The sequence below is a fragment of the Nocardiopsis sp. M1B1 genome (assembly GCF_052466615.1).
This window is the reverse complement of sequence record NZ_CP196194.1, coordinates 1,812,538-1,838,476: the sequence shown is the minus strand read 5'-3', so window position 1 is coordinate 1,838,476 and position 25,939 is coordinate 1,812,538. Positions and strand designations below refer to the sequence as shown.

At 72.8% G+C, this 25,939-nt stretch carries 20 protein-coding genes; 5 read left to right on the top strand and 15 right to left on the bottom strand.

Features of this window, described 5'->3' with window-relative positions; translation table 11 throughout:
* Window positions 1-10: 10 nt before the first annotated feature.
* From chvE to ppdK, 8 genes are all read right to left on the bottom strand, one after another.
* Window positions 11-1,105 (bottom strand): multiple monosaccharide ABC transporter substrate-binding protein, encoded by a 1,095-nt coding sequence (gene chvE / locus ACSTA4_RS07960; protein ID WP_444962998.1) that lies wholly within the window; start codon window positions 1,103-1,105, stop codon window positions 11-13.
* A gap of 115 nt (window positions 1,106-1,220) precedes the next feature.
* Window positions 1,221-2,657 carry an L-fucose/L-arabinose isomerase family protein gene (locus tag ACSTA4_RS07955; RefSeq protein ID WP_444962997.1) on the bottom strand — a complete coding sequence of 479 codons (1,437 nt, stop codon included), beginning with the start codon at window positions 2,655-2,657 and terminating at the stop codon, window positions 1,221-1,223.
* A 12-nt stretch (window positions 2,658-2,669) separates the two neighbouring features.
* Window positions 2,670-3,362 carry an L-ribulose-5-phosphate 4-epimerase gene (locus ACSTA4_RS07950; protein WP_444962996.1) on the bottom strand — a complete coding sequence of 231 codons (693 nt, stop codon included), beginning with the start codon at window positions 3,360-3,362 and terminating at the stop codon, window positions 2,670-2,672.
* On the bottom strand, window positions 3,359-5,032 hold the full coding sequence (araB, locus tag ACSTA4_RS07945; RefSeq protein ID WP_444962995.1) for a ribulokinase: 1,674 nt from the start codon (window positions 5,030-5,032) through the stop codon (window positions 3,359-3,361). Before araB ends, ACSTA4_RS07950 begins: the two co-directional genes overlap by 4 nt.
* A gap of 89 nt (window positions 5,033-5,121) precedes the next feature.
* A complete protein-coding gene (locus ACSTA4_RS07940) occupies window positions 5,122-6,132 on the bottom strand; it encodes a LacI family DNA-binding transcriptional regulator (RefSeq protein ID WP_444964115.1) in 1,011 nt (336 codons plus the stop codon).
* A gap of 174 nt (window positions 6,133-6,306) precedes the next feature.
* A complete protein-coding gene (locus ACSTA4_RS07935; protein ID WP_416024481.1) occupies window positions 6,307-7,557 on the bottom strand; it encodes a deoxyguanosinetriphosphate triphosphohydrolase in 1,251 nt (416 codons plus the stop codon).
* A 51-nt stretch (window positions 7,558-7,608) separates the two neighbouring features.
* The gene (locus tag ACSTA4_RS07930) at window positions 7,609-8,691 is read right to left on the bottom strand and encodes a YdcF family protein (RefSeq protein WP_444962994.1); all 1,083 of its coding nucleotides are present in this window, start codon (window positions 8,689-8,691) and stop codon (window positions 7,609-7,611) included.
* Window positions 8,692-9,063: 372 nt separating this feature from the next.
* Window positions 9,064-11,760, bottom strand: coding sequence for a pyruvate, phosphate dikinase (gene ppdK / locus ACSTA4_RS07925; RefSeq protein ID WP_444964114.1), 2,697 nt, complete (start codon window positions 11,758-11,760; stop codon window positions 9,064-9,066).
* 419 nt (window positions 11,761-12,179) lie between these two features.
* On the opposite strand from ppdK, the gene trhA reads away from it, so the two are divergent.
* Entirely contained in the window at window positions 12,180-12,986 is an 807-nt protein-coding gene (gene trhA, locus ACSTA4_RS07920; RefSeq protein ID WP_444962993.1) for a PAQR family membrane homeostasis protein TrhA, read from the top strand.
* A gap of 135 nt (window positions 12,987-13,121) precedes the next feature.
* Here the strand turns inward: trhA and ACSTA4_RS07915 are convergent, their stop codons facing one another.
* The 6 genes from ACSTA4_RS07915 to ACSTA4_RS07890 all read right to left on the bottom strand — a co-directional run bounded on the left by ACSTA4_RS07915 (window position 13,122) and on the right by ACSTA4_RS07890 (window position 21,660).
* Entirely contained in the window at window positions 13,122-14,504 is a 1,383-nt protein-coding gene (locus ACSTA4_RS07915) for a permease prefix domain 1-containing protein (RefSeq protein WP_444962992.1), read from the bottom strand.
* Window positions 14,504-14,878, bottom strand: a complete 375-nt coding sequence (locus tag ACSTA4_RS07910) for a PadR family transcriptional regulator (RefSeq protein WP_444962991.1) — start codon at window positions 14,876-14,878, stop codon at window positions 14,504-14,506. Before ACSTA4_RS07910 ends, ACSTA4_RS07915 begins: the two co-directional genes overlap by 1 nt.
* Before the next feature lie 272 nt (window positions 14,879-15,150).
* Entirely contained in the window at window positions 15,151-15,711 is a 561-nt protein-coding gene (locus ACSTA4_RS07905) for a pyridoxamine 5'-phosphate oxidase family protein (protein WP_444962990.1), read from the bottom strand.
* 126 nt (window positions 15,712-15,837) lie between these two features.
* On the bottom strand, window positions 15,838-17,226 hold the full coding sequence (locus ACSTA4_RS07900; protein WP_444962989.1) for a glycine--tRNA ligase: 1,389 nt from the start codon (window positions 17,224-17,226) through the stop codon (window positions 15,838-15,840).
* Window positions 17,227-17,468: 242 nt separating this feature from the next.
* Complete coding sequence (locus ACSTA4_RS07895) at window positions 17,469-17,765, bottom strand: antibiotic biosynthesis monooxygenase family protein (RefSeq protein ID WP_444962988.1); 297 nt, start codon at window positions 17,763-17,765, stop codon at window positions 17,469-17,471.
* A 205-nt stretch (window positions 17,766-17,970) separates the two neighbouring features.
* Window positions 17,971-21,660, bottom strand: coding sequence for a CDP-glycerol glycerophosphotransferase family protein (locus tag ACSTA4_RS07890; protein WP_444962987.1), 3,690 nt, complete (start codon window positions 21,658-21,660; stop codon window positions 17,971-17,973).
* 325 nt (window positions 21,661-21,985) lie between these two features.
* Here ACSTA4_RS07890 and ACSTA4_RS07885 point away from each other — a divergent pair, with 325 nt between their 5' ends.
* The 4 genes from ACSTA4_RS07885 (at window position 21,986) to ACSTA4_RS07870 (ending at window position 24,526) form a co-directional block, all read left to right on the top strand.
* Window positions 21,986-22,357, top strand: a complete 372-nt coding sequence (locus ACSTA4_RS07885) for a DUF6703 family protein (protein WP_444962986.1) — start codon at window positions 21,986-21,988, stop codon at window positions 22,355-22,357.
* A gap of 72 nt (window positions 22,358-22,429) precedes the next feature.
* Window positions 22,430-23,263, top strand: a complete 834-nt coding sequence (locus tag ACSTA4_RS07880) for a metal ABC transporter ATP-binding protein (protein ID WP_444962985.1) — start codon at window positions 22,430-22,432, stop codon at window positions 23,261-23,263.
* On the top strand, window positions 23,256-24,158 hold the full coding sequence (locus ACSTA4_RS07875) for a metal ABC transporter permease (RefSeq protein ID WP_248774040.1): 903 nt from the start codon (window positions 23,256-23,258) through the stop codon (window positions 24,156-24,158). Before ACSTA4_RS07880 ends, ACSTA4_RS07875 begins: the two co-directional genes overlap by 8 nt.
* Window positions 24,155-24,526, top strand: a complete 372-nt coding sequence (locus ACSTA4_RS07870; RefSeq protein ID WP_248774039.1) for a Fur family transcriptional regulator — start codon at window positions 24,155-24,157, stop codon at window positions 24,524-24,526. Before ACSTA4_RS07875 ends, ACSTA4_RS07870 begins: the two co-directional genes overlap by 4 nt.
* A 12-nt stretch (window positions 24,527-24,538) precedes the next feature.
* Here the strand turns inward: ACSTA4_RS07870 and ACSTA4_RS07865 are convergent, their stop codons facing one another.
* The gene (locus tag ACSTA4_RS07865) at window positions 24,539-25,888 is read right to left on the bottom strand and encodes a hypothetical protein (protein WP_444962984.1); all 1,350 of its coding nucleotides are present in this window, start codon (window positions 25,886-25,888) and stop codon (window positions 24,539-24,541) included.
* Between the last annotated feature and the right edge of the window lie 51 nt (window positions 25,889-25,939).

Sequence of the window (25,939 nt, the reverse complement as noted above, 5' to 3'; positions counted from 1 at the left end):
TCCTCCGCCGTCACTGGAGTTCGGCCTCCTCGTAGTAGCCGCTCTCGACCAGGACCTCGTGGTAGTTGTCGGCGTCCACCGAGACGGGGTCGAGCAGGTAGGAGGGGACGACCTTGACGCCGTTGTCGTAGCTCTCGGTGTCGTTGACCGGGACCTCCTCGCCCTGGACCAGGGCCTCGACCATGTCCACGGTCTGGGTGGCCAGGCTCCGGATGTCCTTGAAGACGGTCTGGGTCTGCTCCCCGGCGATGATGGACCGGACCGAGGCGGCCTCCGCGTCCTGTCCGGTGATGACGGGCAGGGGCCGGGCCTCGGTGCCGTAGCCGACGGCGCGCAGGGACTCGATCACGCCGAGGCTCATGCCGTCGTAGGGCGACAGGACCGCGTGCACCTCCTCGTCGGAGTAGTGGGCGCTGAGCAGGTTGTCCATGCGGTCCTGGGCGATGGCGCCGGACCACTCCTGGGTGGCGATCTGCTCCATGGAGGTCTGGCCGCTGCGGACGACGAGGCGGCCGTCGTCGATGTGGGGCTGGAGCACCGACATCGCCCCGTCGAGGAAGTAGGAGGAGTTGTTGTCGTTGGGCGAGCCGCCGAACAGCTCGATGTTGAAGGGCCCCTCCTCGTTCTCCAGGTCGAGGGCCTGCACGATGTACTCGCCCTGGAGGACGCCCACCTGGAAGTTGTCGAAGGTGGCGTAGTAGTCGACGTGCTCGCTGCCGAGGATGAGGCGGTCGTAGGCGATGACGGGGATGTCGCTGGAGGCGGCCATGTCCAGCACGTCGCCGAGGGCCTCGCCGTCGATGGAGGCGATGACCAGGACGTCGGCGCCCCGGGTGATCATGTTCTCGATCTGGGAGACCTGGTCCTCCACGACGTCCTCGCCGTACTGGAGGTCGGTGCCGAAGCCGCGGGCCTCGAACTCGGCGACCATGTTCTCGCCGTCGTTGATCCAGCGCTCCGAGGACTGGGTGGGCATGGCGATGCCGACGACGCCGGCGTCGCCCTCGGGCCGCGCGGCGTCGCCGACGCCTCCGCAGGCGGTGAGCAGGAGTGTGCCGCACAGCGCGGCTGCCAGAAGGGGTGTGCGTCGGGGGTGGGGGGTCATGCGTTCGCCTTTCCGGGGGTGGTCCGGGCGCGGGTGCGCGCCGGGGGGGTTGCGGTCGGTTCCGGCTGGTGGGGGCGGTGGGGGCGGGGGCGCGCCGGGGCGCAGGGCGTCCGGGTCAGACCCGGACGTACTCGATTCCGGCCAGCTCGCACAGGACCCGCCAGTCCTCGGCGCGGGCCCCGGTGTTCATGACCATGTGGTGGGTGCCGCCCGCGCGGAGCCAGGCGTCCATGCAGGCCCGCACGCCCGTGTCGGGGCGGAACTGGCCGTAGGGCATCTCCAGGGACGGCAGTTGGGGGGCGTCGATGACCTCGCCCTCGGCCACGACCAGGCGGAACTCCTCTCCGCCGAGGGCGACCAGGGAAGCCAGGGTGGCCGGGCCCGGCCGGTAGCGGAACACGATGGTGGGCGGGTCGCCCAGGCCGCCGATGCCCAGCGGGCGCTTGACCAGCCGGACGGGCTCGTCATCGCGCGCCACCCTCCAGTTCCCCTCGCCCATGTGGCTCATGAGGATGGAGTCGGTGGGGAAGTCCATCGCGTACATCTCGGTGAAGTGGCCGTCCCCGGCGAGCTGGTGCCCGGCGTAGACGATCGAGGCGGCCAGGACGTCGCCCTCGCCGGCGAACCCGTACCCCTGGGCCATCAGGGTGGAGGCGGCGGCCATCGGCAGCCGGGCGAAGCGGCCGTCCTCCCCGATCGCGTCGAAGTGGGTGGAGTAGGCGCCGCACCCGGCCTCCTCCAGCAGCCGTTCGATGCCCAGCTGCATGCGGGCGTGGTCCTCGCGCTCCTCCTCGGACAGGCGGCCGTCCACCTCCAGGGCCCCGTCCTCCCAGGCCATGAGGTCGCGCACGGCCTGTTCGGGCAGGTCGGCCATGGTCCGGTGCAGGGCTCCGGGCGCGATGACGTGGACCTCGGGGCCGAGCCTGCGCAGCAGCGCGGTCTCGTCCACCCGGGCGTCGCCCATGCCGTTCATGGGGTAGCCGAACACGCCGACCCGCAGCCCGCGCAGGGCGGTGACGGCGCGGGAGGCCCGCGCCCAGCGGTCCACGCGCGCGGCGAACTCCGGGCTCTGCCACTCGCCGGTGAGGACCTCGAAGGGCAGCCCCGCCCGCACCATGGCGTTGGCGGTGTCCTGGGCCCCGTGGATGCCCTGGTTGTAGGTCATGTCGTCCATGTCCCAGGACGGGCTGACCGCGGGGTCGGGCTGGATGTTGGCCAGCGCCAGGGGCAGGTGGGTGCGGGCCAGCGCGCGGGTGACGCGCAGGGAGGGCCCGTAGGTGAGCATGACGACCAGGATCCCGTCGAGTCCGGCGGCCTCGAAGCCGCGGATCGCCTCCTCGGCGTCGGCGCGCCCGCGCACCGGCGGGGCCACGGTCCACTCGGCGACGCCGGAGAGGCGTTCGGCCACCCGGGCCGCGTACGCCGCCTGGTGCTCGGTGATGCCGGGGATCATGTCGTCGTAGAGCGGCTGCATGATGCCGAGCAGGCCGACGCGGGGGGCACGGGCGCGCACGGGGGGATGCTCGGTGGCGGGGGGCGTGGGTACGGGCACGGTGGTACTTCCTTACTGGCCGTAGACGTTCTGGTAGCGGTCGTGGAGCGCGTCGATGTGCTCCTGGGGAAGGCGTTGGAGGGGTCCGCCCTGGCGGGCGATGTGGACGGTCCGGGCGACGTCCTCGCACATCACGGCGGCCTTGACCGCAGCCTTGGCACCCGCTCCGACGGTGAACACGCCGTGGCCGCGCATGAGGACGGCGGGCGAGCGGTGGCCCTCCAGGGTGGCGACCACGCCCCTGCCGATGTCGTCGCCGCCGATGAGGGCGAAGGGGCCGACGGGGATGTCGCCGCCGAACTCGTCGGCCATCGCGGTGATGGCGCAGGGGATGGCCTCCCCGCGCGCGGCCCAGGCGGTGGCGTAGGGGCTGTGGGTGTGCGCGACGCCGCCGACGTCGGGGCGGGCCCGGTAGACGTAGGCGTGGGCGGAGGTGTCGCTGGAGGGTTTGTGCTCCCCCTCCACCAGGCGGCCCTCCAGGTCGCAGACGACCATGTCGGCCGGGGAGAGGTCGTCGTAGGAGACACCGCTGGGCTTGATCACCATCAGGTCGGCGCCGGGGACGCGGGCGGAGACGTTGCCGCTGGTCCAGGTGACCAGGTTCCACCGGGGCAGTTCGGCGTGCAGGGCGCACACCAGGGTGCGCAGGCGCTCCACCTCCTCCCGGTGCTCCTCGGGGACGGCCGTGGGGGTGGGGGCGGTCATCGTTCTCCTTCCCCGCCGCTCGCGGCGGCGGACAGGGCGGCGTTGCGCAGGGCCCGCAGGCGGTGCAGGCTGCGGCTGCCGCCCCGGCCGAAGTGGTCGTGGAGTTCGGTGTAGAGGGCGAAGAGCCCGTCGTAGGCGGCGGCCCGGACCGGGTCGGGGTCGACCGTCCCCTCGCGCACCCCTCCCATGGCGGCGGAGGCGGCGTGGATGTCGGGGTGGGCCCCGGCGGCGACCGCGGCGTGGATGGCGGCCCCCACCGCGCAGCTGTGGTCGGAGGCCACGACGCGCAGCGGCCGGTCCAGGACGTCGGCGTAGACCTGGAGGACGAAGGGGTTGCGGACCATGCCGCCGCCGATGGTGAGGTCGTGCACGGGGACCCCGGCGTCGGCGAAGGCCTCGACGATGGTGCGGGTGCCGAAGGCGGTGGCCTCGACCAGGGCGCGGTAGACCTCCTCGGGCCGGGTGGCCAGGGTCAGGCCGACGAGCACGCCGGACAGGTCGTGGTCGACCAGGACCGAGCGGTTGCCGCTGTGCCAGTCCAGGGCGAGGAGCCCGTGCTCCCCCACCGCGGCGCCGGCGGCCCGTTCCGAGAGCAGGTCGTGCACGGACAGGCCGCGTTCGCGGGCCTCGTCGTGGTAGGCGGGGGGCACGTAGGAGTCGGCGAACCAGGCGAAGACGTCGCCGACGCCGCTCTGGCCCGCCTCGTAGCCCCACGCTCCGGGGGTGATGCCGCCGTGGGCCAGGCCGCACATGCCCGGGACCTCGGCGAGGACGTCGGAGTTCATGACGTGGCAGGTGCTGGTGCCCATGATGGCGAGCATCCGGCCGTTGCCGGTGGTCTGCGCGGCGGCGGCGGTGACGTGGGCGTCGATGTTGCCGACCGCGACGGGGACGCCCTCGGGCAGCCCGGTCCAGGCCGCGGCGCGGGCGGTGAGGCCGCCCGCGCGCTCGCCGAGCTGGGACAGGGGGTGGGCGAGCTTGTCGCGGACGAAACCGGAGAATCCCGGATCCAGGGCGGCCAGGAAGTCCGCCGAGGGCCACTCCCCGTCCTGGTGGATGCCCTTGTAGCCGGCGGTGGCGACGTTGCGGGTCTCGTGTCCGCACAGCTGCCACACGATCCAGTCGGCGGCCTCGATCCAGCGGTCGGCGCGCTCGTACACGCCGGGGTCGTCGCGCAGGACCTGGAGGGCCTTGGCGAACTCCCACTCGGAGGAGATCCTCCCCCCGTAGCGGGCCAGCCACTTCTCGCCGCGCTCGGCGGCCAGGGCGTTGATCTCGTCGGCCTCGGGCTGGGCGGCGTGGTGGCGCCACAGCTTGGGCCAGGCGTGCGGGCGCCGGGCCAGGTCGGGCAGCTCGCACAGGGGCGTGCCGTCCGCGGTCACCGGCAGGACCGTGCAGGCGGTGAAGTCGGTGCCGACGCCGACGACCCGCTCCGGCGCGACCCCGGCGGCGCGCAGCGCCTCGGGGACGGCGGTGCGCAGGACCTCGCGGTAGTCCTCGGGGTGCTGGAGCGCGGTCTCGGGTTCGAGGGGCTCGGCCGATCCGGGCAGGTGCGCGGTGATGACGCCGTGCCGGTAGACGGAGTCGACGGAGCCGAGTTCGGCGCCGTCGCGGACCCGGACGACGACGGCGCGGCCGGAGAGGGTGCCGAAGTCGACGCCCACGACCACCGGGTCGGGTGAACGTGAATTGTTAGCGCTAACATTCTGGGCCAAGGGAAACTCCTCCGTGAGGGGGCGGACAGGGAGGTCTCAGGGGGTCACGGCGGCGGGGGCCCGCTGCTGCCGCGCACCCGCAACCGCGCCGGGACGACCCGGCGCTCGGCCCCGGAGGGGTCGGCCGGTCCCTCCCGGGCGATCTCGGCGAGCAGCAGGGCCAGGCTCTCCCGGCCCACCTGGGCGAAGTCCTGGTGGACGGTGGTCAGGGACGGGGTCAGGTACTCGGCCTCGGGGACGTCGTCGAAGCCGACCACGCTGACGTCGCCGGGGACGTGCAGGTCCGCCTCGCGCAGCGCGCGCAGCACGCCGATGGCCATCTGGTCGTTGCCCACGAAGATCGCCGTGACCCGCTCCCCCTCGGCGCGCCTGCGCACCAGTGCCCGGCCCAGCTCGTAGCCCGACCGGGGGCTCCAGTCCCCCTGGAGCGGTTCGGGGACCGGCGCACCGGCCTCCTCCAGGGCCCGGCGCCACCCGACCACCCGGGCCTCGGACTCCAGCCACAGGGGGTCGCCCTCCACGTGGTGGACGGTCGTGTGGCCCAGGTCGAGCAGGTGGCGGACGGCGTCGTGGGCGCCCTGGACCTGGTCGACGCAGACGACGGGAAGACCCGAGCCCTCGCCGCCCTCGACCGCGACCAGGGGGCCGGGGCCGGGCAGCGCGGCCAGCGCCTCCACCAGGGCGCGTTGGGGGGCGATCGCCACGCAGCCCTCGACCGACTGCTGGATCAGGTAGTCGGCCGCCGCGACCACTCCTTCGGGCGACACGTCGTCGAGGCTGACCATGCTCAGGAAGTAGCCCGCCTCGCGCGCGGCCCGCTCGATCCCCGCCAGGGTCTGCGCCGGGCCGAAGAGCGTGGGGTCGAAGGCGATGACGCCGAGCACGTTGGTGCGGCGGGTGACCAGGGCGCGCGCGGTGGAGTTGCGGTGGTAGCCCAGCTCCTCGATGGCGTCGCGTACCCGCAGCACCGTCTCCTCGCGGACGTTGGGGTGGCCGTTGACCACGCGCGACACCGTCTGGTGGGAGACTCCGGCCAGCCGGGCCACGTCCGCCATGACGGGGGTACGGCCACCTGGGGGTTTCACCGGGACGACACCTCCGGGCACGAGAAGGGGGACTTCTGTGATGTGCGCAACATTGTTAGCGCTCACATCAGTGAAGTCAACCCCCCTTCACCCCGATCGCGGGAACGGGGGAAGGGGCCCGGGCACGCGGGCGCGGCCCCGCGCTCAGCCGGTGAGACCGGCGTGCAGCGCGGTCGCGGAGGTGTCGGTGAGCGAGGCGACCTGGTCGATGACCACGCGCAGGGCGGCGGAGTCGTCCGCGGCCCCGGTGAAGGCGGCGCGGAACTGCGGGTCCAGGCCCTCGGGGGCGTTCTTCCACAGGAGGCCGACCAGCTCGGTGATCAGGCGGCGCTCCTCGGCCTGGTAGACCCGGGCCTCCTCCCGCGAGAGCACGAAGTGGGCGGCGACCGCCTTGAGCAGGGCGCACTCCAGCAGGGGGCGGCGGGGCACGAGGAGGTCTCCGCCGTAACGGGTGAGGCGCCCGGGACCGTACGCGGCGCGGGTGGCCTCCTCCGCGGCCCGGCAGAAGCGGCCGATGAGCCCGCTGGTGAGGTTCTTGAGCGCGGCGAGCGAGGCGAGGTCGCCGGTGAACTCGCGCGGCCACGCGGGGTGGGCGATCAGGTCGGTGAAGACCTCGTCGAGTTCGGCCGGGTCGGCGTCGCAGTAGTCGGCGGCGGCGATCCGCACGACCTCGGCGCGCTCGGCGGAGCCGCGCAGGGCCGCGGGGTCCACCAGCCCGGCGTGCAGGGCGTCCTCGACGTCGTGCACGGAGTAGGCGACGTCGTCGGCCCAGTCCATGACCTGGGCCTCGAAGCAGGTGCGTCCCGGGGGCGCGTCCCGGCGCAGCCAGTCGAACACCGCGATGTCGTCGGGGTAGCAGTTGAACTTGTGGGTGTCGCCGCCCTCGCCCCGGAGCCAGGGGTACTTGACGGTGGCGTCGAGGGTGGCGCGGGTGAGGTTGAGCCCCGCGCTGCGCCCGTCGGGGTCGATGACCTTGCCCTCCAGGCGCACGAGCAGGCGCAGGCTCTGGGCGTTGCCCTCGAACCCGCCGCAGTCGGCGGCGGCCTCGTCCAGGGCGCGTTCGCCGTTGTGGCCGAAGGGCGGGTGCCCCAGGTCGTGGGACAGGCAGGCCGCCTCCACCAGGTCGGGGTCGCAGCCCAGGGCCTGGCCGAGTTCGCGGCCGATCTGGGCGCACTCCAGGGAGTGGGTGAGGCGGGTGCGCGGGAAGTCGCTCACACCGGGCTGGACGACCTGGGTCTTGGCGGCCAGGCGGCGCAGGGCGGCGCTGTGCAGGACCCGGGCCCGGTCCCGTTCGAAGGGGTCGCGGGCCCGGTTCTTGCGGTTCTCCAGGGCCATGCGCTCGGTGTCCTGGTCGGTGTAGCCGAGTGCTCCGCCCTCGCGGGGGTTGTTCGTCATGGTGTCTGCGAGCCTACTTCCCAGCTACGACCCGGGCGCCGTCCGCGCTGGTCAGGCGGCATCGACCTGGATGTCGCTGCTGTCGTTGAAGATCCAGTAGTACCAGAGCGCCGCGGTCTCCCTGGTGATGTACCACAGCTGGGTGCGGCGCTCGATGACCGCGGGTCCCGACCGCGAGGGCGAGGTGCCCGCCTCGATGCCGTGGTCGGCGGCCATGCGTTCGGAGCGCAGGCTGTGCCAGGGGTCGGAGACGAGGATGGCGGTGTCCCAGGAGTTGGCCTCGAAGACCTCGGCGACGGCGTCGATGCTCTGGAGGGTGTCGCTCCCCTCCTCCACCGCGATGATCTGGGCGCCGGGGACGCCCACCTCGATCAGCCAGTTGCGCCCGGAGGCGGCCTCGGTGAAGTTGTCGCCGGGCAGCTTGCCGCCGACGGTGACGATGACCGGGGCCACGCCCTCCAGGTAGAGGACCTGGGCTTGGCGCAGCCGGGCCTCGAAGACGGGCGAGGGCACGCCGTTGTACTGGCTGGCGCCGAGCACGACGATGGCGTCGGAGGGGGTGCGCTCGTCCTGGCGGGCCACGTACCAGACCCAGGCCCAGGTGCCGACCGGGACGGCCAGGGCGGTGACCAGCAGCAGGCTGACCAGCCAGCGCAGGCGGAAGCGGCGTCGGACGCGGCGGCGCGGCCGGGAGAAGGACGGCGGCTCGGGGCGGCGGCGGGGAGCGGGCTCCGGCGCGCGCGGGAACTCCTCCTCCGGGAACCCCTCCTCGGGGAGGGCGGGCGCCGGAGGCGGGGACACGCGGGTGCGGGGCCGGGGGCGCTCGCGGACGAAGCGGCGGGTGAAGACGGCGTCGTCGGCCGCCGGGCGGTCGGCGGACACGCCCTGCGGGGCGGTCGCGCCGGGCGCCAGGACCTCGTCGCGCCGGAACTCCCGCGTGGTCTCGTCGTCGGAGAGGGTACGGGCGGCGTCGTCGACGGAGAACGCGCGGGTGCCCTCGGCGCCCTCGGTTCCGGAGGAGGCCGGGACGTAGGCCCCCCGGGAGAAGACCTGGGTGGCCTCGTCGTCGGACGAGGGGGCGGTGGTCGGGTCGTCCCACGGCTCGTCGCCGCGGCCGTCGTTCGCCGTTCGCACCGGCTCACCTCCGCACATTCTCTGGTCGGGGGGCGTGTCACCCCCACTGGGACGGCCTCCGCCCACCGCTGGTTCTCAGCGGTTCGGCCCGTGAGAGGACCGTGGCGGAGGGTGGTGTCAGCGCACCCTGTACGCGGTTTCGCGGGCACGGGGAGGCGGGCGGGGAAGTGGTGGCCCGGCTGGCGGCCAGAATACATCACGAACAGATCACAGCGCATTCCCGCGCGTGCGGCCGACCGGGACGAGTCTAGGGCGTCGGGGAGGCGCCGTTCCCCCCTCCGGGCAGGGACTTCCGCCGTCTTGGCACGGTGGAGGAAAAGCGGGTGCGGCGGTCCGCGGGGACCGCCGCACCCGTGTGCGTCCCCGGCTCGGTCAGGGCGCGGTGTGTCCGGCGGCCCGGCCCGCCTCCAGGCGGGCGACGGGTACCCGGAACGGGGAGCAGGAGACGTAGTCCAGGCCCACGCGGTGGAAGAAGTGCACCGAGGCGGGGTCGCCGCCGTGCTCGCCGCACACACCGAGCTTGATGCCCGGACGGGCGGCGCGCCCCTCCTCCGCCGCGATGCGCACGAGGCGGCCCACTCCGTCCACGTCCAGGGACTCGAACGGCGAGACCCCGAACACGCCCTTCTCCAGGTAGGCGGAGAAGAAGGAGGCCTCCACGTCGTCGCGCGAGAAGCCCCAGACCGTCTGGGTGAGGTCGTTGGTGCCGAAGGAGAAGAACTCGGCGTTCTCGGCGATCTGCCCGGCGGTCAGCGCGGCGCGGGGCAGCTCGATCATCGTGCCGACGGGGAAGTCGAGTTCGACGCCGCTCTCCCGGCCCACCTCGCGCAGCACGCGCAGCGCGTCCTCGCGGATGATCTCCAGTTCCTGCACCGTGCCCACCAGCGGGATCATGATCTCGGGGCGGGGGCGCCCGCCCGCCGCGATCCGGTCGACGGCGGCCTGGGCGATGGCGCGCACCTGCATGGTGAACAGCCCCGGCACGACCAGGCCCAGGCGCACGCCGCGCAGGCCCAGCATCGGGTTCTGCTCGTGCAGCTTGTGCACCGCCTGGAGCACCCGCAGGTCGTTCTCGTGGCTCTCCCCGCGCGCCTCGGCCACGGCCACGCGCACCGACAGCTCGGTGATGTCGGGCAGGAACTCGTGCAGCGGCGGGTCCAGCAGGCGCACGGTCACCGGCAGGCCGTCCATGGCCGCCAGGATGCCGCCGAAGTCCTCGCGCTGGAGCGGCAGCAGCGCGTCGAGGGCCTGCTCCTGCTCCTCCTCGGTGTCGGCGAGGATGAGCCGCTCCACGAGCTGGCGGCGGTCGCCGAGGAACATGTGCTCGGTCCGGCACAGGCCGATCCCCTGCGCGCCCATGCGGCGGGCCCGGGCGGCGTCCTCGGCGGTGTCGGCGTTGGCGCGCACGCGCATGCGGCGGGCGGCGTCCACGTAGTGCATGAGGCGGTCCACCGAGCGCACGAGGTCGTCGGCCTCGTCCGAGGCGGGGTCGATCTCGCCCTCGAAGTAGCGCACGACGGGCGAGTCCACCACGGGGACCTCGCCGAGGAGGACCTCGCCGCTGGTGCCGTCGATGGAGATGACGTCGCCCTCCTCGACCACCTCGCCGCCGGGCGCGGTCATGCGCCGGTTCTTGGTGTCGATGTCGAGCTCCTCCGCGCCGCACACGCAGGTCTTGCCCATGCCCCGGGCGACCACGGCGGCGTGCGAGGTCTTGCCGCCGCGGCTGGTGAGGATGCCCTCGGCGGCGATCATGCCCTCCAGGTCGTCGGGGTTGGTCTCGCGGCGGCACAGGATGACCCTCTCCCCGCTGCGCGACCACTTGACGGCGGTGTAGGAGTCGAAGACGGCCTTGCCGACGGCGGCGCCGGGCGAGGCGTTCATGCCGCGGCCGAGGCGGTGGGCGTCCGCCCCGGAGAGGGCCTCCTCGTCGAAGCGGGGGAACATCAGCTGGGCGAGCTGGTCGCCGGTGACCCGCTGGACCGCCTCGTCCAGGGTGATCACGCCCTGGTCCACGAGCTGGTCGGCGATGCGGAACGCGGCGGCGGCCGTGCGCTTGCCCACCCGGGTCTGGAGCATCCACAGCCTGCCGCGCTCGATGGTGAACTCGATGTCGCACAGGTCGCGGTAGTGGTTCTCCAGGGTCTCCATGATGCCCATCAGCTCCCCGTAACTGGGGGCGTCGATCCCCTCCAGGTCGGCGAGGGGGACGGTGTTGCGGATCCCGGCCACCACGTCCTCGCCCTGGGCGTTCTGGAGGTAGTCGCCGTAGACGCCGGGCTGGCCGGTGGCGGGGTCGCGGGTGAAGGCGACGCCGGTGCCCGAGTCCATGCCGAGGTTGCCGAAGACCATGGAGCAGACGTTGACGGCCGTACCGAGGTCGGCGGGGATGCGCTCCTGGCGGCGGTAGAGGACGGCGCGGGGGGCGTTCCAGGAGTCGAAGACCGCCCGGACCGCGAGCACCATCTGCTCGCGGGGGTCGCTCGGGAAGGGGCCGCCGGTCCGCTCGCGCACGACCTCCTTGAAGCGGTCCACGAGCAGGCGCAGGTCGGCGGCGTCCAGGTCCAGGTCGCTGGTGACGCCCTTGGCGGCCTTGACCTCCTCGATGGCGTCCTCGAAGAGCTCGCCGTCGATGCCCTGCACGGTCTTGCCGAACATCTGGATCAGGCGCCGGTAGGAGTCCCAGGCGAAGCGCTCGTCGCCGCCCCGGGCGGCCAGGCCCACGACGGACTCGTCGTTGAGGCCGATGTTGAGGACGGTCTCCATCATGCCGGGCATGGAGAACCTGGCGCCCGAACGCACGCTGACCAGGAGCGGGTCGTCGGCCTGGCCCAGGCGGCGCCCCATGGCCTTCTCCAGCTCCTGGAGGTTGGCCTCGATCTCGGCGTCGAGTCCGGCGGGCATGCTGCCGTGGGAGAGGTAGTGGCGGCACGCCTCGGTGGTGATGGTGAACCCGGGGGGAACGGGCAGGCCGAGGTTGGTCATCTCGGCGAGGTTGGCCCCCTTACCGCCGAGGAGATCCTTCAGGTCCTTGTTGCCCTCGGTGAACGTGTAGACGTACTTGGCCACGGGGGTGCTCCCTCGCTTCTCGACGGCGCAGCGCTGGGTCGGCGCCTGTGCCCGGATGGGCGCGACTCTATCCACACTCCGCATCATCACTCGCCCATGAACTCCCTTTTTTCGCCATATTCCCAGTTCATAGCTGTCAAAGAGGTCTATACCAATGGTCCAGCGAAGGAGAAGCCGCCGATCGCCTCGATCCGGCGGGCGGAGCCGCCGACGGAGACGACCCCGCTGGTCATGGATCTGTGAGGCGTCCGGAAACCCCGCGTCCCCGGTGAACGCCGCCCCGAGAGCGCACACGACCAATCCTGCGCCACACCCGCCACGGGAGAATGCCTGTGCCGCGAAACACAGGACTACCCATCAGTAACCTACGGAGCCGTAGGTTAGGCTTCGGGTGGGCCCGCAGCGGGGCGGACCGCGGGATGGAGGAGTGCAGCGTGTCGGAGGAACAGGCGCGGGGTACCGGGCGCACGGAGACCGACCGGAAGGACCGCGGGGCCCCGCGCGAAGGCGGGCGCGAACCGGGGTCCGGCGTTCCCTCGGACGCGTCCGTGCCCGAGAGGGCCGCGGCGGCGGCCGAGGAGCTGCTGGAGGCGGTCAAACCGCGGCTGCGCGGCTGGCTGCACCTGGGAACGGCTCCGCTCGCCCTGGCGGCGGGCATCGTCCTGGTGTCCCTGTCCCCCACCGTGCCCGCCATGATCGCCAGCGCCGTGTACGCGCTCAGCGCGGTGATGCTCTTCGCCACCTCGGCGGTCTACCACGTGGGGCACTGGTCGCCGCGCGCGCAGAAGGTGCTGCGCCGCATGGACCACTCCAACATCTACCTGATCATCGCGGGCACCTACACGCCGTTCGTGCTGCTCGTGCTCGAAGGCACGCTGCGCACCGCCATGCTCGCGCTGATCTGGGGCGGGGCGATCGCCGGGGTCGGCTTCAAGATGCTGTGGCTCAACGCGCCGCGCTGGCTGTCCACCGCGCTGTACCTGGCCATCGGCTGGGTGGCGGTGCTGTTCATCCCCCAACTGATCGGCGGCACCCACCCGGCGACGTGGATCCTCATCCTGGTGGGCGGGGTGCTCTACAGCGTCGGCGCGGTGGTCTACGGGCTCAAGCGGCCCGACCCGGCGCCGCGCTGGTTCGGCTTCCACGAGATCTTCCACTCGCTGACCATCGCGGCGTTCGTCTGCCACTATGTCGCGGTGTCGTTCGTGGTCTACACCACGGGTTGAAAGACCGGGCACCGCGACGGGGGGGTGTCGTTCGTGGTCTACACCACGGGTTGAAAGACCGGCCGCGCCCCCGCCTTGACCCGGGCCCCTCCGGGAGGAAGCCGGACCAGCGCGGGGGCGCGGCCGCCGCCCGGATCAGGCGAAGCCGAACACCGGCGGGAACACCACCACGACCAGCGCCGCCCAGACCGCGTAGACCGGCAGGTAGGCCGTCTGCCACCGTTCGATCGCGGCGAACGGGCGGGTTCCCCGCACGAAACCCGCCATCAGCCACGCCGACCACGCCAGGTGCACCAGCAGCACGAGGTTGAGGCCGAGCGCGGCGGTCTTGTTGGCGGTGAACCCGAACTCGGCGATGCGGGTCAGCATCGCCGTCAGCGCGACGGCGTCCACCGCGAGCGCCGCCCCGACCAGCGCGAGCTGGAGCCAGTCGAACACGCCCGGCGGGGACAGCGGGGCGCGGGCGGAGACCGAGTACAGCAGCAGGAACAGGACCAGCACCAGAACGGCGTCCATGATGATGAGCAGTTCGCGGTCCACCGTGGTCAGCGGACCGTTCACCAGGAGCGCCACCAGGTCCGCGAGCAGCATCAGGAGCGCCAGCGGCGTGAAGACCCGGGTCAGGACGGGCGCGATGTTCTCCACCACGCTCTTCTTGGCCTCCACCAGCCACGCGGCGACCAGGAGCGCGCCGGGTACGCCGAACGGCAGCAGCCAGTCCTCCATGAACGGTTCCAGGTCCACCTCCACCAGGGAGAGCACCCCGAAGGTGAGGCCGACCAGGACCGCGGACCCCAGCATGATCAGCGCCAGGTACATCACCAGTTCGCCCATGAACCGCACGAAGTCCATGCGCCGGTCGTGGGAGCGCCAGTGCCCGCCCGTGTGCAGGACGCCCACGAGCAGCCACAGCAGGACCGGGGCGTGCGTGAACGCGAGCACGGCGGTCATGCCGGGGCCCGCGAACGGCCCGGAGGCCGCCTCGAACGGGTAGAGGTTCACGGCCAGGGCCGGTACCGCCGCGACGGCGGCCAGCACCGCGCACACACGCCACGACGTCCGCCTCTTCCAGGCGAACCACCCCGCCAGGAACGGGAGCACCACGAAGGCGACGTTGCGCAGCTGCGCGAACTCGTCGTCGACCGTCGCGAACAGGAGCTTGACCGCCAGCCCCGCGCCGAGCGCGAACGCGAGCACCACGCCGAGATCGCGCCAGCGCGCGAGTCCGCCCGCCCCGTCCTCGGCCTCGGGGACGAGGACCAGCTGTTTCCAGAGCCGGTGGGAGTGCTCGCGCGCGAACTCCCGCGACACCTCGTCCAGGTTGCCCATGCGCCTGACCGCGACGAGGAAGGCCTCCTCGTCGTCCAGGCCGCTCGCCCCCAGGTCGGCGATCTGCTCGCGCAGGTGGTCCTCCATCTCCTCGACGTCGGAGGGGGAGATGGCCCGGCGGCGGCGCACGAAGCCGCGCCACTGGTCGATCTGCTCCTCCAGAACCTCACCGCGTGCGGTCCCGCTCATCAGGCGATCCCCCCTGCGGCGGCGTCCCCGAGGATCGGGGGCCGCGACGCGGCCTGCCACACCTGTTGGAGGGCGTCGGCGACGACTCCCCACTGCTTCTGCCGCTCGGCCAGCGTCTCCAGCCCGGCCTCCGTGATCGCGTAGTGCTTGCGGCGCCGCCCCGTCTCGGACGCGCCCCAGGACGCCCGGACGTAGCCGTTGCGCTCCAGGCGGTGCAGCAGGGGGTAGAGCATGCCGTCCGTCCACTGCATCCGGCCGTCGGAGAGCTCCTTGACGCGTTTGACGATGGCGTATCCGTAGGACTCGCCCTCGGCCAGGATGCCCAGGACGAGCGGTGTGGCCGACGCCGCGACCAGGTCCTTGTCGATGTGCACGCGCACTTCCTATACCTAGTTCCGCTAGGGTTTATTACCCTAGCAGACCTAGGCATAGAAGAACGAGGCATAGAGCCCGGTCTCCGCCGGTGTCACGATTCGCTCACACGACAGGACAGGACACACCAAACGACCGCGTAACGCGCACCCCCTACCGCTAGGTTGAGAGCCGGATCCCACGGCCGTGTGCGGCCCGGGGCCGAAGAGGCGGCCGGAAACCACTCCCCCCGGGTCCGGCCGTCTCGCCGTGCCCTCGGCCCCGGACCCGCCCCTCAGGAGGTCGGCGGAAGGCCCGGCAGGCCGTCGACGCTGGCGGAGTTGCGGGTGAGCCGATAGTCGTCGAAGTAGGCGGGGTCGCGGCGCTCGTGGTAGCGGTCCAGCAGGTCCCGGTCACCGCGCGGGTCCATCAGCGGCACGGAGAACCCGCAGGAGTCGGAGATACGCCGGACATCGACCACGATGACCGCGCGCTGGCCCAGGGTGCGCTCCTTGGGGAAGTGGGCGCGCAGCTCATCGAACCCCGGCTCCTCGGGGAGCACGGCCCGGCCGGTGCCGTGGAGGCGGACGATGTTCGGCGGCCCGTCGAAGGCGCAGAACATCAGCACGATCCGGCCGTTCTCCCGCAGGTGGGCGATGGTCTCGACACCGGAACCGGTGTAGTCGAGGTAGGCCACCCGGTGCTCACCGAGCACGGCGAACGTCCCGCTCATCCCCTTGGGTGAGACGTTGACGTGGCCGTCCCCGGCGAGCGGTGCGGTCCCGACGAAGAAGACCGGTTGGGCGAGGAGGAAGCGCGCGAGCCGGTCACCGATGGAGTCGTGGATCTTTCCCATGGCACCGAGCTTTCCACCCGACCGGTTCCGCGCTCCGGCCCGCCCCCGCCGGAGGGTCCGGACTCCGCGAAGGCACGAGGGCCGCCCGCCCCGCTCGGGGACGGACGGCCCTCGCCGCTCCGGTGGCTAGCAGCCGGGCATGCGCTCGAACAGGTAGGTCTCCACGCGGTCCAGGGACACGCGCTCCTGGGACATGGTGTCGCGCTCGCGCACGGTCACCGCTTCGTCCTCCAGGGTGTCGAAGTCCACCGTCACGCAGAACGGGGTGCCGATCTCGTCCTGGCGGCGGTAGCGGCGGCCGATCGCACCGGCGTCGTCGAACTCCACGTTCCAGCGCTTGCGCAGCCTGGCGGCCAGGTCACGGGCCTTGGGCGAGAGGTCGGCGTTGCGCGACAGCGGCAGCACCGCGGCCTTGACCGGGGCCAGGCGCGGGTCCAGGCGCATGACGGCGCGCTTCTCCAGCTTGCCCTTGGCGTTGGGCGCCTCGTCCACGTTGTAGGCGTCCAGCATGAACGTGAGCACCGCCCGGTCGACACCGGCCGCGGGCTCGATGACGTAGGGGATGTAGCGCTCGTTGCTCTCCTGGTCGAAGTAGGACAGGTCGGCGCCCGAGGCCTCGGAGTGGGTCCGCAGGTCGTAGTCGGTGCGGTTGGCGATGCCCTCCAGCTCGCCCCACTCCGAGCCCTGGAAGTTGAAGCGGTACTCGATGTCGACGGTGCGCTTGGAGTAGTGGGACAGCTTCTCCTGCGGGTGCTCGTACAGGCGCAGGTTGTCCTTGGCGATGCCCAGGTCGACGTACCACTGGTGGCGGATGTCGATCCAGTGCTGGTGCCACTCCTCGTCGCTGCCGGGCTTGACGAAGAACTCCATCTCCATCTGCTCGAACTCGCGGGTCCGGAAGATGAAGTTGCCCGGGGTGATCTCGTTGCGGAACGACTTGCCGATCTGGCCGATGCCGAAGGGCACCTTGCGGCGGGCGCTCTGCTCGACGTTCTTGTAGTTGATGAAGATGCCCTGGGCGGTCTCCGGGCGCAGGTAGGCCAGGCCCTTCTCGTCCTGGACCGGGCCCAGGTAGGTGCGCAGCAGGCCGTTGAACATGCGCGGCTCGGTGAAGGAGTCCTTGGCGCCGCAGTTGGGGCAGGCGATGGCGGCCAGGCCCTCGGCGGGCTCGTGGCCGTGCTTCTCCTCGTAGGCCTCGATGAGGTGGTCCGCCCGGAAGCGCTTGTGGCAGGACTGGCACTCGGTGAGCGGGTCGACGAAGGCCGTCACGTGGCCGGAGGCCTCCCAGACCTCGCGGGCCAGGATGACGCTGGAGTCCAGGCCGACGATGTCATCGCGCTCCTGCACCATGGAGCGCCACCACTGGCGCTTGACGTTGTTCTTGAGCTCGACGCCGAGGGGGCCGTAGTCCCAGGCGGCTCGCAGACCCCCGTAGATCTCGCTGGAGGGGTAGACCAGACCTCGGCGCTTGGCGAGGTTGACCAGTGCGTCCATTGCCTCTGACTTGGCGGCCATGGGGAACTCTCCATCCGGCTGGGTGTCGGTGGATCGCGTGCGCGATACATCGGTTGGTGTGGAAACGCGGCGCCGCCGAAACCAGGGAGCGGCAACAGCGACGACCGCGTCCGTCCAGGCTAGAGCAACCGGGGGTGCGCGCACGCACGTTTCGAGGGTGCGGCAACCCTCTTCAGGCGTGCGGAAACCCTCCCCGGAGGCGCGGAAACCGCCCCCAAGCGTGCGGAAACCGACCGGAGGGCTCAGGCCGGGGCCCCACCCCCGGCCACGAGTTCGAACGCGGTGGGTTCGTCGATGGCGCGCGAGAGCAGCGGCACGGCGTTGACCTTGACGTCGAAGTCGGACAGGGCCCTGCGGTAGAAGCCGGCGCCGTCCCACTCGGTGACCACGGTCCACAGGCAGGGGTCGTCCGCGGCGCGGCCCACCCGGTGGCCGCGGAAGCCGGGGCGGCGGGAGAGCACCTCGATCGCGGTGGCGGCGTCGGTCTGGAAGGCCGCGGTGTCGGCCTCGGGCACGGAGTAGCGGGTGATGACGATCACGGTCCCATTGTGGCCCACCCGGGAGGCCGCCGGGCGGTTGTCCACAGGCGCGGGTCCCGCTCCGGGCGGCCCTCCCTCACGGGGCACGGGACCCGGAGGAGCCCGATGGCCCCCGGGAGGCAGTCCCCGGAGGCCGTGCCGTTGTCCCCGCGGGTACGAACCCGTGCCCCGGGGGACGCGCGGCCCCCGGGGCACGGGTTCCGGATCACCCCCGGCCGAAGACCCGGTCCACGACGCGGGCCGCGGCCCGGCCGTCGTCGAGCGGGCAGAACCGCTCCACGAACGAGCGGTAGGCGTCCCCGCTGCGCCGGGCCACCTCGTCGATGTCCAGCAGGGCCTCGACGACCTGGTCGGACTCGGTCAGCAGCGGTCCCGGCGCGGTCTCCTCGAAGTCGAAGTAGAACCCGCGCAGGTTGTCCCGGTAGCTCTCCAGGTCGTAGGTGAAGAAGAGCATCGGCCGCCCGGTGTTGGCGAAGTCGAACATCATCGACGAGTAGTCCGTGACGAGCACGTCGGTGATGAGGAAGAGCTCCATGATCTCCGGGTAGAGGGACACGTCGTAAACGAAGTCCCTGCCCACGATGGGCACGCTGTCCACCACCCGCGGGTGCCTGCGCACCAGCAGCACGTGGTCGTCGCCGAGCTTGTCGTACATCCGGCGCAGGTCCAGGTGCAGGTCCAGCTTGTGCCTACCTCGCGTGTAGTACTTGTCGTCGCGCCAGGTCGGCGCGTACAGCACCACCTTCCTGCCCTCGGGCAGGCCGAGCCTTCGCCGGGTGCGCTCGGCGACGGCCTCGCGGTCGGGGGCGAAGAAGATGTCGTTGCGCGGGTAACCGGTCTCCAGCACCTCGCCCTCGAAACGGAAGGCGCTGCGCAGGATCGGGGTCGCCCACGGGCTCGGCGAGACCAGGTAGTCCCACTGCGCGGTCTCCCAGGCGAGCTTGTCGAAGTAGTCGCGCGACTTGCCGCGGATGTTCTCGACGTCGAAGCCGATCCGCTTGAGCATCGAGCCGTGCCAGGTCTGCACGACCACCTGGTCGGGGTGGCGGTGGAACCACGGGGGCTGGCGGGAGTTGGTGACCAGGTAGCGGGTGCGGGCCAGCGCCTCGTAGTACTCCCGGCCCCGGTGCCGCACGGCGGTCAGGTCGTCGGGCAGGCGCACCTGGCCGTCGGCGACCAGCCACGACATCGGGTACTGCGCCCAGCGGGCCCTCCCCCGCAGTTCCGCGTAGACGCTCTGCGGGCTGTCGGAGTACTGGCGGCCGGTGTAGCTGTCGAAGAGCACGCCCTCGGCGACGGGCTCGCGGCGCCGGGCCGGATAGTGGCGCTCGCGCAGCTCGCGCTGGGCGAAGGTGCCGCGCTCGGCGGGGCGCAGGTCGCTGCCCACCTGGAGCACGGGCGCACCGCGCCCCTGGCAGGACAGGGTGTAGGAGCGCTCGCCGGTCTGCATCTCCAGCGGCAGGTCGGGGATGAGCGCGTCGGAGAACTCCACGCCCACGTCCGTCGCGTCGGCGCCGCCCCCGGCGGCGTCGCCGACCCGGCCCCACAGCTGGTAGGCGCCCGCGGGCAGGGACAGCTCGCCGGACAGGGTGGGGACGTCGGCGGGTGCGAAACGGGCCGTGAAGCGGCTGCCGGAGCGCTCCACCCGCAGCGGGTGCTCCTCGTCACGGCCGCGCGCCCGGGCGACCAGGCCCAGGTCGGCGTCGGCGGAGAACTCCCCCTCCAGCAGCAGGGCGCGGCCCTCCCAGCGGGCGCGGTCGACCACGGGTCGGGCGTGCCCCGCGCGCAGCTTGAGGTGACCGGTCGCGGTGCGCAGTACGGCCAGCTCTCGGTGGCCGTCCTCGGCCGCGTAGGCGGCGGTGGCCGTCTCGTCGGGCAGGATCAGGGCGATGGCCTGCCCGTCCGGGGTCACCAGGTGGACGTCCCACTCCTCCTGGCGGATCACGCCGCCGCACTCGGTGACGCCGCGGTCGAAGAGCTCGTCGGCGCGCACGCGGGCGGTGACGCGGCCGCCGTGGACGGTGGCCGGGTAGGTGAGCGCGGCGGTGCCGGGGCGGCGGGTCAGGCGCAGCCCGGTGGCCTCGGCCGCGGGCGCGGACACCAGTTCGCCCTCCAGCTCCAGTACACCGGTGCGGGAGTCGAAGCGGTGCTCGGCCACGCGCGCGCGGGCCGGTTCGACGCTGATCAGCAGCTGGCGGTCCTTGCTCCAGTGCGGGCGCACCCACACGTCCCCGTCCACGCGGTGGTAGCCCGGGCGCTCGGGCGGGCCGGAAACGGGGTTGGCGACGATCCTGCGGCGGGTGATCCCGCGGTTGAGGACGACCAGCTCCAGTTTCCAGTCGCCGGGCTCCCACCCGCCGGAGGAGCGCAGCTTGCGGGGGTCGACGATGACGGTGAAGCCCCCGTGGTCGTGGCGGGCGGCGTCGATGACGTCGGGGAGGCGGTACTCGGCGGCGAGCCGCACGCGCACGGGCACGCGGACGCGGCGGCGGGTGGAGGTGTTGACCGCGAAGGCCGCCAGGTGCTGCTGCCAGCGTCTGCGGGCGCGCAGGTGGCGGATGCCGACGCGGCCGCTGACGTGCAGGCGGCCGTTCGACCAGCGGACGTCCTCGGTCTTCTGGCGGACCCGGATGTCCTCGCCGAGCCGGTACACCTCGCGCGGCACCGCCCGGTCGGGGTCCCGCGACTCGAAGAAGGGGTAGCGGACGTAGTAGCCCAGGCCGCGCCGCACGACGGTGGCCTTCTTGATCTCGACGCTCTTGGCGAAGGTCGCGACCTCCAGGACGTCGGCCGTGCGCCGTCTGCGCACCAGGTGGTACAGAAGGCGGTCGAGCACGTTGAGGCCGCGCAGGAGGCGCGCGGGCACGTGGTCGAGGTAGGCGTTGAGCAGGTCGACGGCGGCCTCGCGGGCCTCCTCGTCGGCGTCGTCCAGGCGCAGCAGGAGCTGGTGCAGCTCGCCGCCGAGCAGGGTGCGGTCCCACAGTTCGCGGTCGGCGCTGGCGAGGCCGGCGGCGAGGTCGCCCATGGCGGTGAGGCGCCGGGTGAGCGCGGCCTTGTCCAGGGGCGGGCGGGCGGCCTCGCGCCGGCGCATGAGCAGGACGGGACCGGGCAGGGTGTCCACGGTCTCCGCGGACAGGGCGGCCCGGCGCAGGCCCAGGTCCGCGTCCTCGGGGTCCAGGGAGTGGTCGGGCAGGGAGTTCCAGAACTCCCGGCGCCAGAGCTTGTTGCCCAGGGTGGCGTCGGCGGCGAGTCCGGGGACGGCGCGGGGGTCCTCGGCCATGCGGTGCCTGCCGCAGTACCTGCGGTGCGCCTTGGAGGGGGAGGTGCCCAGTTCGTCGAACCTGTACGCGTTGCCGACGACCAGGTCCGAGCGGGTGTCGCCCGCGCTGCGCAGGAGGTAGGCCAGGGCGTAGCCGGTGAGGGCGTCGGAGCCCTCCAGGAAGAGCAGGTGGGTGCCGTGCGCGGCGGCGGCGCCGCGGGCGCGGGCGGCGGGGCGGTCGGGGGCGGGATCGCCGGTCAGGAGCGTGGCGGTGAGGCCGGGCGGCGGTGCGGCGGCGAACGCGGCGGCCAGGGCGAGCGCGTCCTCGCGGGCGGGTTCGACGGCCTCGTCCCCCTGCTCGTTCTCCTCCCCGCGGGCGTCGGCCTCGGCGTTGTCGGCGGCGTCCTCGTCGCCTCCGTTGTCGGCGTCGGTGCTCTCGGGGCCGGACTCGTCCCCGGTCTCGGCGCCTTCGGCGCGGAGGCGGTCGCCGTCGCGGACGGGGACCAGGACCACCTGCGCGTCCGCCCGGGGCCCGCCGGTCCCGCCGTCGTCGCGTTGGCGGGCCAGGGAGTCGAGGCAGTGCTGCAGGTGGGGCTCGGTGACGTCGAACGTCACGATGACAGTGGCTTCGGGCACGGAAGTTGACACCCTCCGGAGGGTTCGACGGGCCGCGCGGGCGACTGGGCGCGCTGGCCGCGTACATCAGACGACTGACGACTGCGAGTGTAGATTTTGTGACTCAGAGTCAACACGGTACCGATGGCTGTGCGCCACGCGGAAGGCGGGAGGGGGTGTCCGGCGCGGCAGCGCCGGCGCCCGGCGGCGGGCCGGGGTCCTGCACTAGGGTTCAGGACACAAGTATCACAGGCCCGGTGGCCCACCGCCCACCTCTTTCGGGATGGGCGCGCCCCCGCGCGGGCCTGTCCGGCGGCGGCACGGACCAGAAGCGGACACGGACAGCATGGCCCCTCCCGAACACGGTGACGAGAAGCGGCGTCCAGACCAGGACCGACCCCGGCGCGAGGGGGACTCCCCCCGCTCGAGGAGGGCGGGCGGACTGCGCAGGGCGGTGGAGGAGCGCAGCGCGGTGCCCCTCGTGTGGCTGCACCAGGGACCCCGGTGGCTGGCGCCGCTGGTGGTGGGCGCCCTGTTCATCGCGGGGCTGGTGGCGCCCGGCCCGGTCGGCGCGGTGTGCCTGCTGCTGGTCGCCGCTTTCGTCGCGTGGCTGGCGTTCCTGACCTGGCCCTCCCTCGGCGGCCAGCCGCGGGCCGCACGGGCGCTCATGGTGGTGGTCGTGCTGGTGCTGGCGGTGGCGCGGATCCTGGGCTACTGACACGACGGCACCGAAAAGATCACGAATCCGCCATATTTTGACAATCATTTTCGTTTTCGTGATAATGGAACGGTGTCTGACCAGTTCACGGCCGTCGCGGGCGACGCGCCGCCCGCATTCCAGGCCGTCGACGCGCGTGTGGCCTACGACGGCGTCCCCGTGCTCGACGGTGTGAGCCTCGACGTGCCCGCGGGCCAGACGATGGCCGTCCTGGGCCCCAACGGCTCCGGCAAGTCCACCCTGATGCGCTCGATGCTGGGCATCGTGCCCCTGACCTCCGGCGAGGTCCTGGTGCACGGCGTCCCGCTGCGCCGGTTCCGCGCCTGGCGGCGGATCGGCTACGTGCCCCAGCGGCTCACCGCCGGGGGCGCCGTCCCCGCCACCGTCCGCGAGATCGTCGCCTCCGGGCAGGTCGCCTCGCGCCGCCGCCTGTCGCTGCCCACCCGCGCCGACCGCGCGGCCGTGGACGAGGCCCTGGAGACCGTCGGGCTGGCCGACCGGGGCCGCCACGCGGTGCGCGAGCTCTCCGGCGGCCAGCAGCAGCGCGTGCTCATCGCCCGCGCCCTGGCCGGTCGGCCCGACACCTTCGTCATGGACGAGCCCATGGCCGGTGTGGACGCCGAGAACCAGCGCGCGCTGGCCGAGACCATCGCCCGCCTGCGCGAGCGCGGCGCGACCGTGGTCCTAGTCCTGCACGAACTGGGCCCGCTGGAGAACGTGATCGAGCGCGCCGTGGTGCTGGAGTCGGGCCGCGTGGCGCACGACGGCACCGCGCCCGCGCCCACCGGCGCGTGCGCCCGCCCCGGACACGAGCACCAGCACCCCCACCCCGACCCCAACGCTCCCGACTCCGCGGGCTCCACGGCCGCGGAGATGATCCGACTCGAGGTACCCGGCCGTGACTGAGCTGCTCCACTACGAGTTCATGCGGCGCGCGCTGGTCGCGGCGGTGCTCGTCGGCCTGGTCACCCCGATCATCGGCACCTACCTCGTCCAGCGGCGTCTGGCCCTGCTGGGCGACGGGATCGGCCACGTCGCCCTGACCGGGGTGGCGCTGGGCCTGCTCACCAGCACCTCGCCGGTGCTCACCGCGGCCGTCGTGGCCACGCTGGGCGCCGTCCTCATCGAACTGGTGCGGGTGCGCGCCCGCACCAGCGGGGACGTGGCCCTGGCGCTGCTGTTCTACGGCGGCATCGCCGGTGGCGTGCTGCTCATCGGGCTCACGCCCGGGGCGAGCAACGCCACGCTGGTCTCCTACCTGTTCGGTTCGGTGAGCACGGTGGAGGAGTCCGACCTGTGGGTGGTGGGCGTGCTCGCCGCCGGGGTGATCGCGGTGGTGGCGGTGTTCGGCCGCGAACTGTTCGTGCTGTGCCAGGACGAGGAGGTGGCGCGGGCCCACGGGCTGCCGGTGCGCTTCCTGAGCGTGCTGCTGGCCGTGACCGCCGCGCTGACGGTGGTGATCGCGATGCGCGTGGTGGGCGTGCTCATGGTGAGCGCGCTGATGATCGTCCCGGTCGCCGCCGCCCAGCAGCTCACCAGGAGCTTCCGGGTGACGATGCTCTTGGCCGTGCTGATCGGACTGCTGTCCTCGGTGGGCGGCCTGACCACGTCCTTCTACGCCGAACTCTCCCCCGGCGCGACGATCGTGCTGCTGGCCCTGGCCGTCTTCGGGCTGGCCGTGGCGGTCGGCGGCGTGCTGCGCCGCGCCTCGGGGCGCCGCTCCGCGGCGGCCTTCGATCCCGCAGGTGGGAGTTCGACCGGTACGATGCCCCAGACTGAGCGGGGGAGGGTGAGACCATGAGTACACGACGCGAAGCGGTCCGCGAGGCGCTGACCGGTTCCGACGGTTTCCGCAGCGCCCAGGACCTGTACGCGGACCTGCGCGCCGACGGTTCCAAGATCGGCCTGACCACCGTCTACCGGGCGCTCCAGGCGCTGAGCGACTCCGGTGAGGTGGACGTACTGCGCACCGACGAGGGCGAGGCCGTCTACCGGGCGTGCGGCACCGAGAGCCACCACCACCACATCGTGTGCCGGGTGTGCGCGACCGCGGTGGAGATCGAGGGGCCCACGGTGGAGAAGTGGGCCGCCGAGATGGGCGCCAAGCACGGCTTCACCGGTGTGACGCACACCGTGGAGGTCTTCGGGACCTGCGCCAACTGCTCCTAGGCGGGGCGTCCGTCACGGTCGGCGATCCCGTTCGGTGATGACCGAGAACACGGTGACCGGCTCGCCGAAGTGCTCGGCCAGCAGCTCGGGCAGGGCCTCGCCGAGGTCGGTCCGGTCGAAGGCGGACTCCAGGGGCACGAAGAGGTCCGGCTCGGAGCCTTCCACCAGCAGCTCCCACCCGTATCCGCCGCCGCGCCACAGGGTTCCCAGCTCGACGCCGTCCACGTAGATGAGCGCGGTGTCGGCGTCCCGGTACCTGAGGCGCACCCACACCCGCCGCACCGCGCCGGAGGGCGGGGTGTCGGCGGCGGGAACCGCTCGCTCCGCCTCGGTGGCGTCCTCGGGAGCGGACGCCCCCTGTCCTGTGTCCGTACCGCTCTCGGAGACGGGCTCCTGCGGTCCGGCGTCCGGGCCTCCTGCGGGGGCGGGGGCCGACCGCCCACCGGCGGTGCCGTCCGCGGAGGCGCGGACCGGCGGACCGGGCAGGTTCGGGACCAGGTCGGGCTCCTCCTCCCAGGGCGAGGACCACCCCAGCACGCGCTCCACGTGGCGAACCGCGACCGGTTCGCGCGTCCACCAGTCCTGGACGTCGTGGAACCACACCAGGTCGGGTGTCGCCCTGGCCACGCCCTCGGCGCGGCTCACCGACACCTGTCCGGTCTCGTCGCGGACCACGGCGCGGACGTGCCAGGCGCGGTCCGCCCACCGGTTCGAACCCCACACCGCGGCGGCGGCGAACGCCCCGGTGCCGAGCGGGGCGGAAGAGGGCGGGGGCGCGGTGCCGGGGGCGCGCACCCGTGGGGTGCGGGCCGAGCCGTCGGCCCCCTTCCCCGTACCGGAGGACGCGGCACGGGCCGCGTCCGTCGGCCCGCGCCGGGGCGGGGGCCAGCGCGCGTGGTAGCGGCGCACGGCCGCCTCGAAGGTGTCCTCATCGTGGGCGGCGCCGCTCCCCCGGGTGCTCCACAGGGCCCGGATGTCGCGGACCATCGCGCGCCACCCGGCCCGGTCGCCGGGGTGGGTGCGGCCGACCGAGCGCAGCCGGGGCCTGCCCGCGTCGTCGACCGTCAGGGTGATCTCGGCGTACCTGACCTCCCGTGTCCCCCTGACGAACTGCCCGAAGCGGCAGTGGTAGCCCGGCGTCAGCAGGAGCGGGGGCCGCCCGGCCCCCGGGTGGGAGGCCATCACCAGCAGGTAGGACTCGTCCGAACGGGCCTCGACCGTACCGAGGCTCTCGAAGAACTCGTAGTACCGCAGCGGCCCTGTGAGCCGCAACCGGAACTTCAGGCGCTCCCAGCGCAGTCTCCGCAGTGTCGTCCTGAGGACTCGTGCGGACTCGCGTCGCCGCGCGGACTCGTCGGGCATGGGGGTTCCCCGCTGTGGACCGGTGGGCTCCGTCGAGCGGAACACTATCCC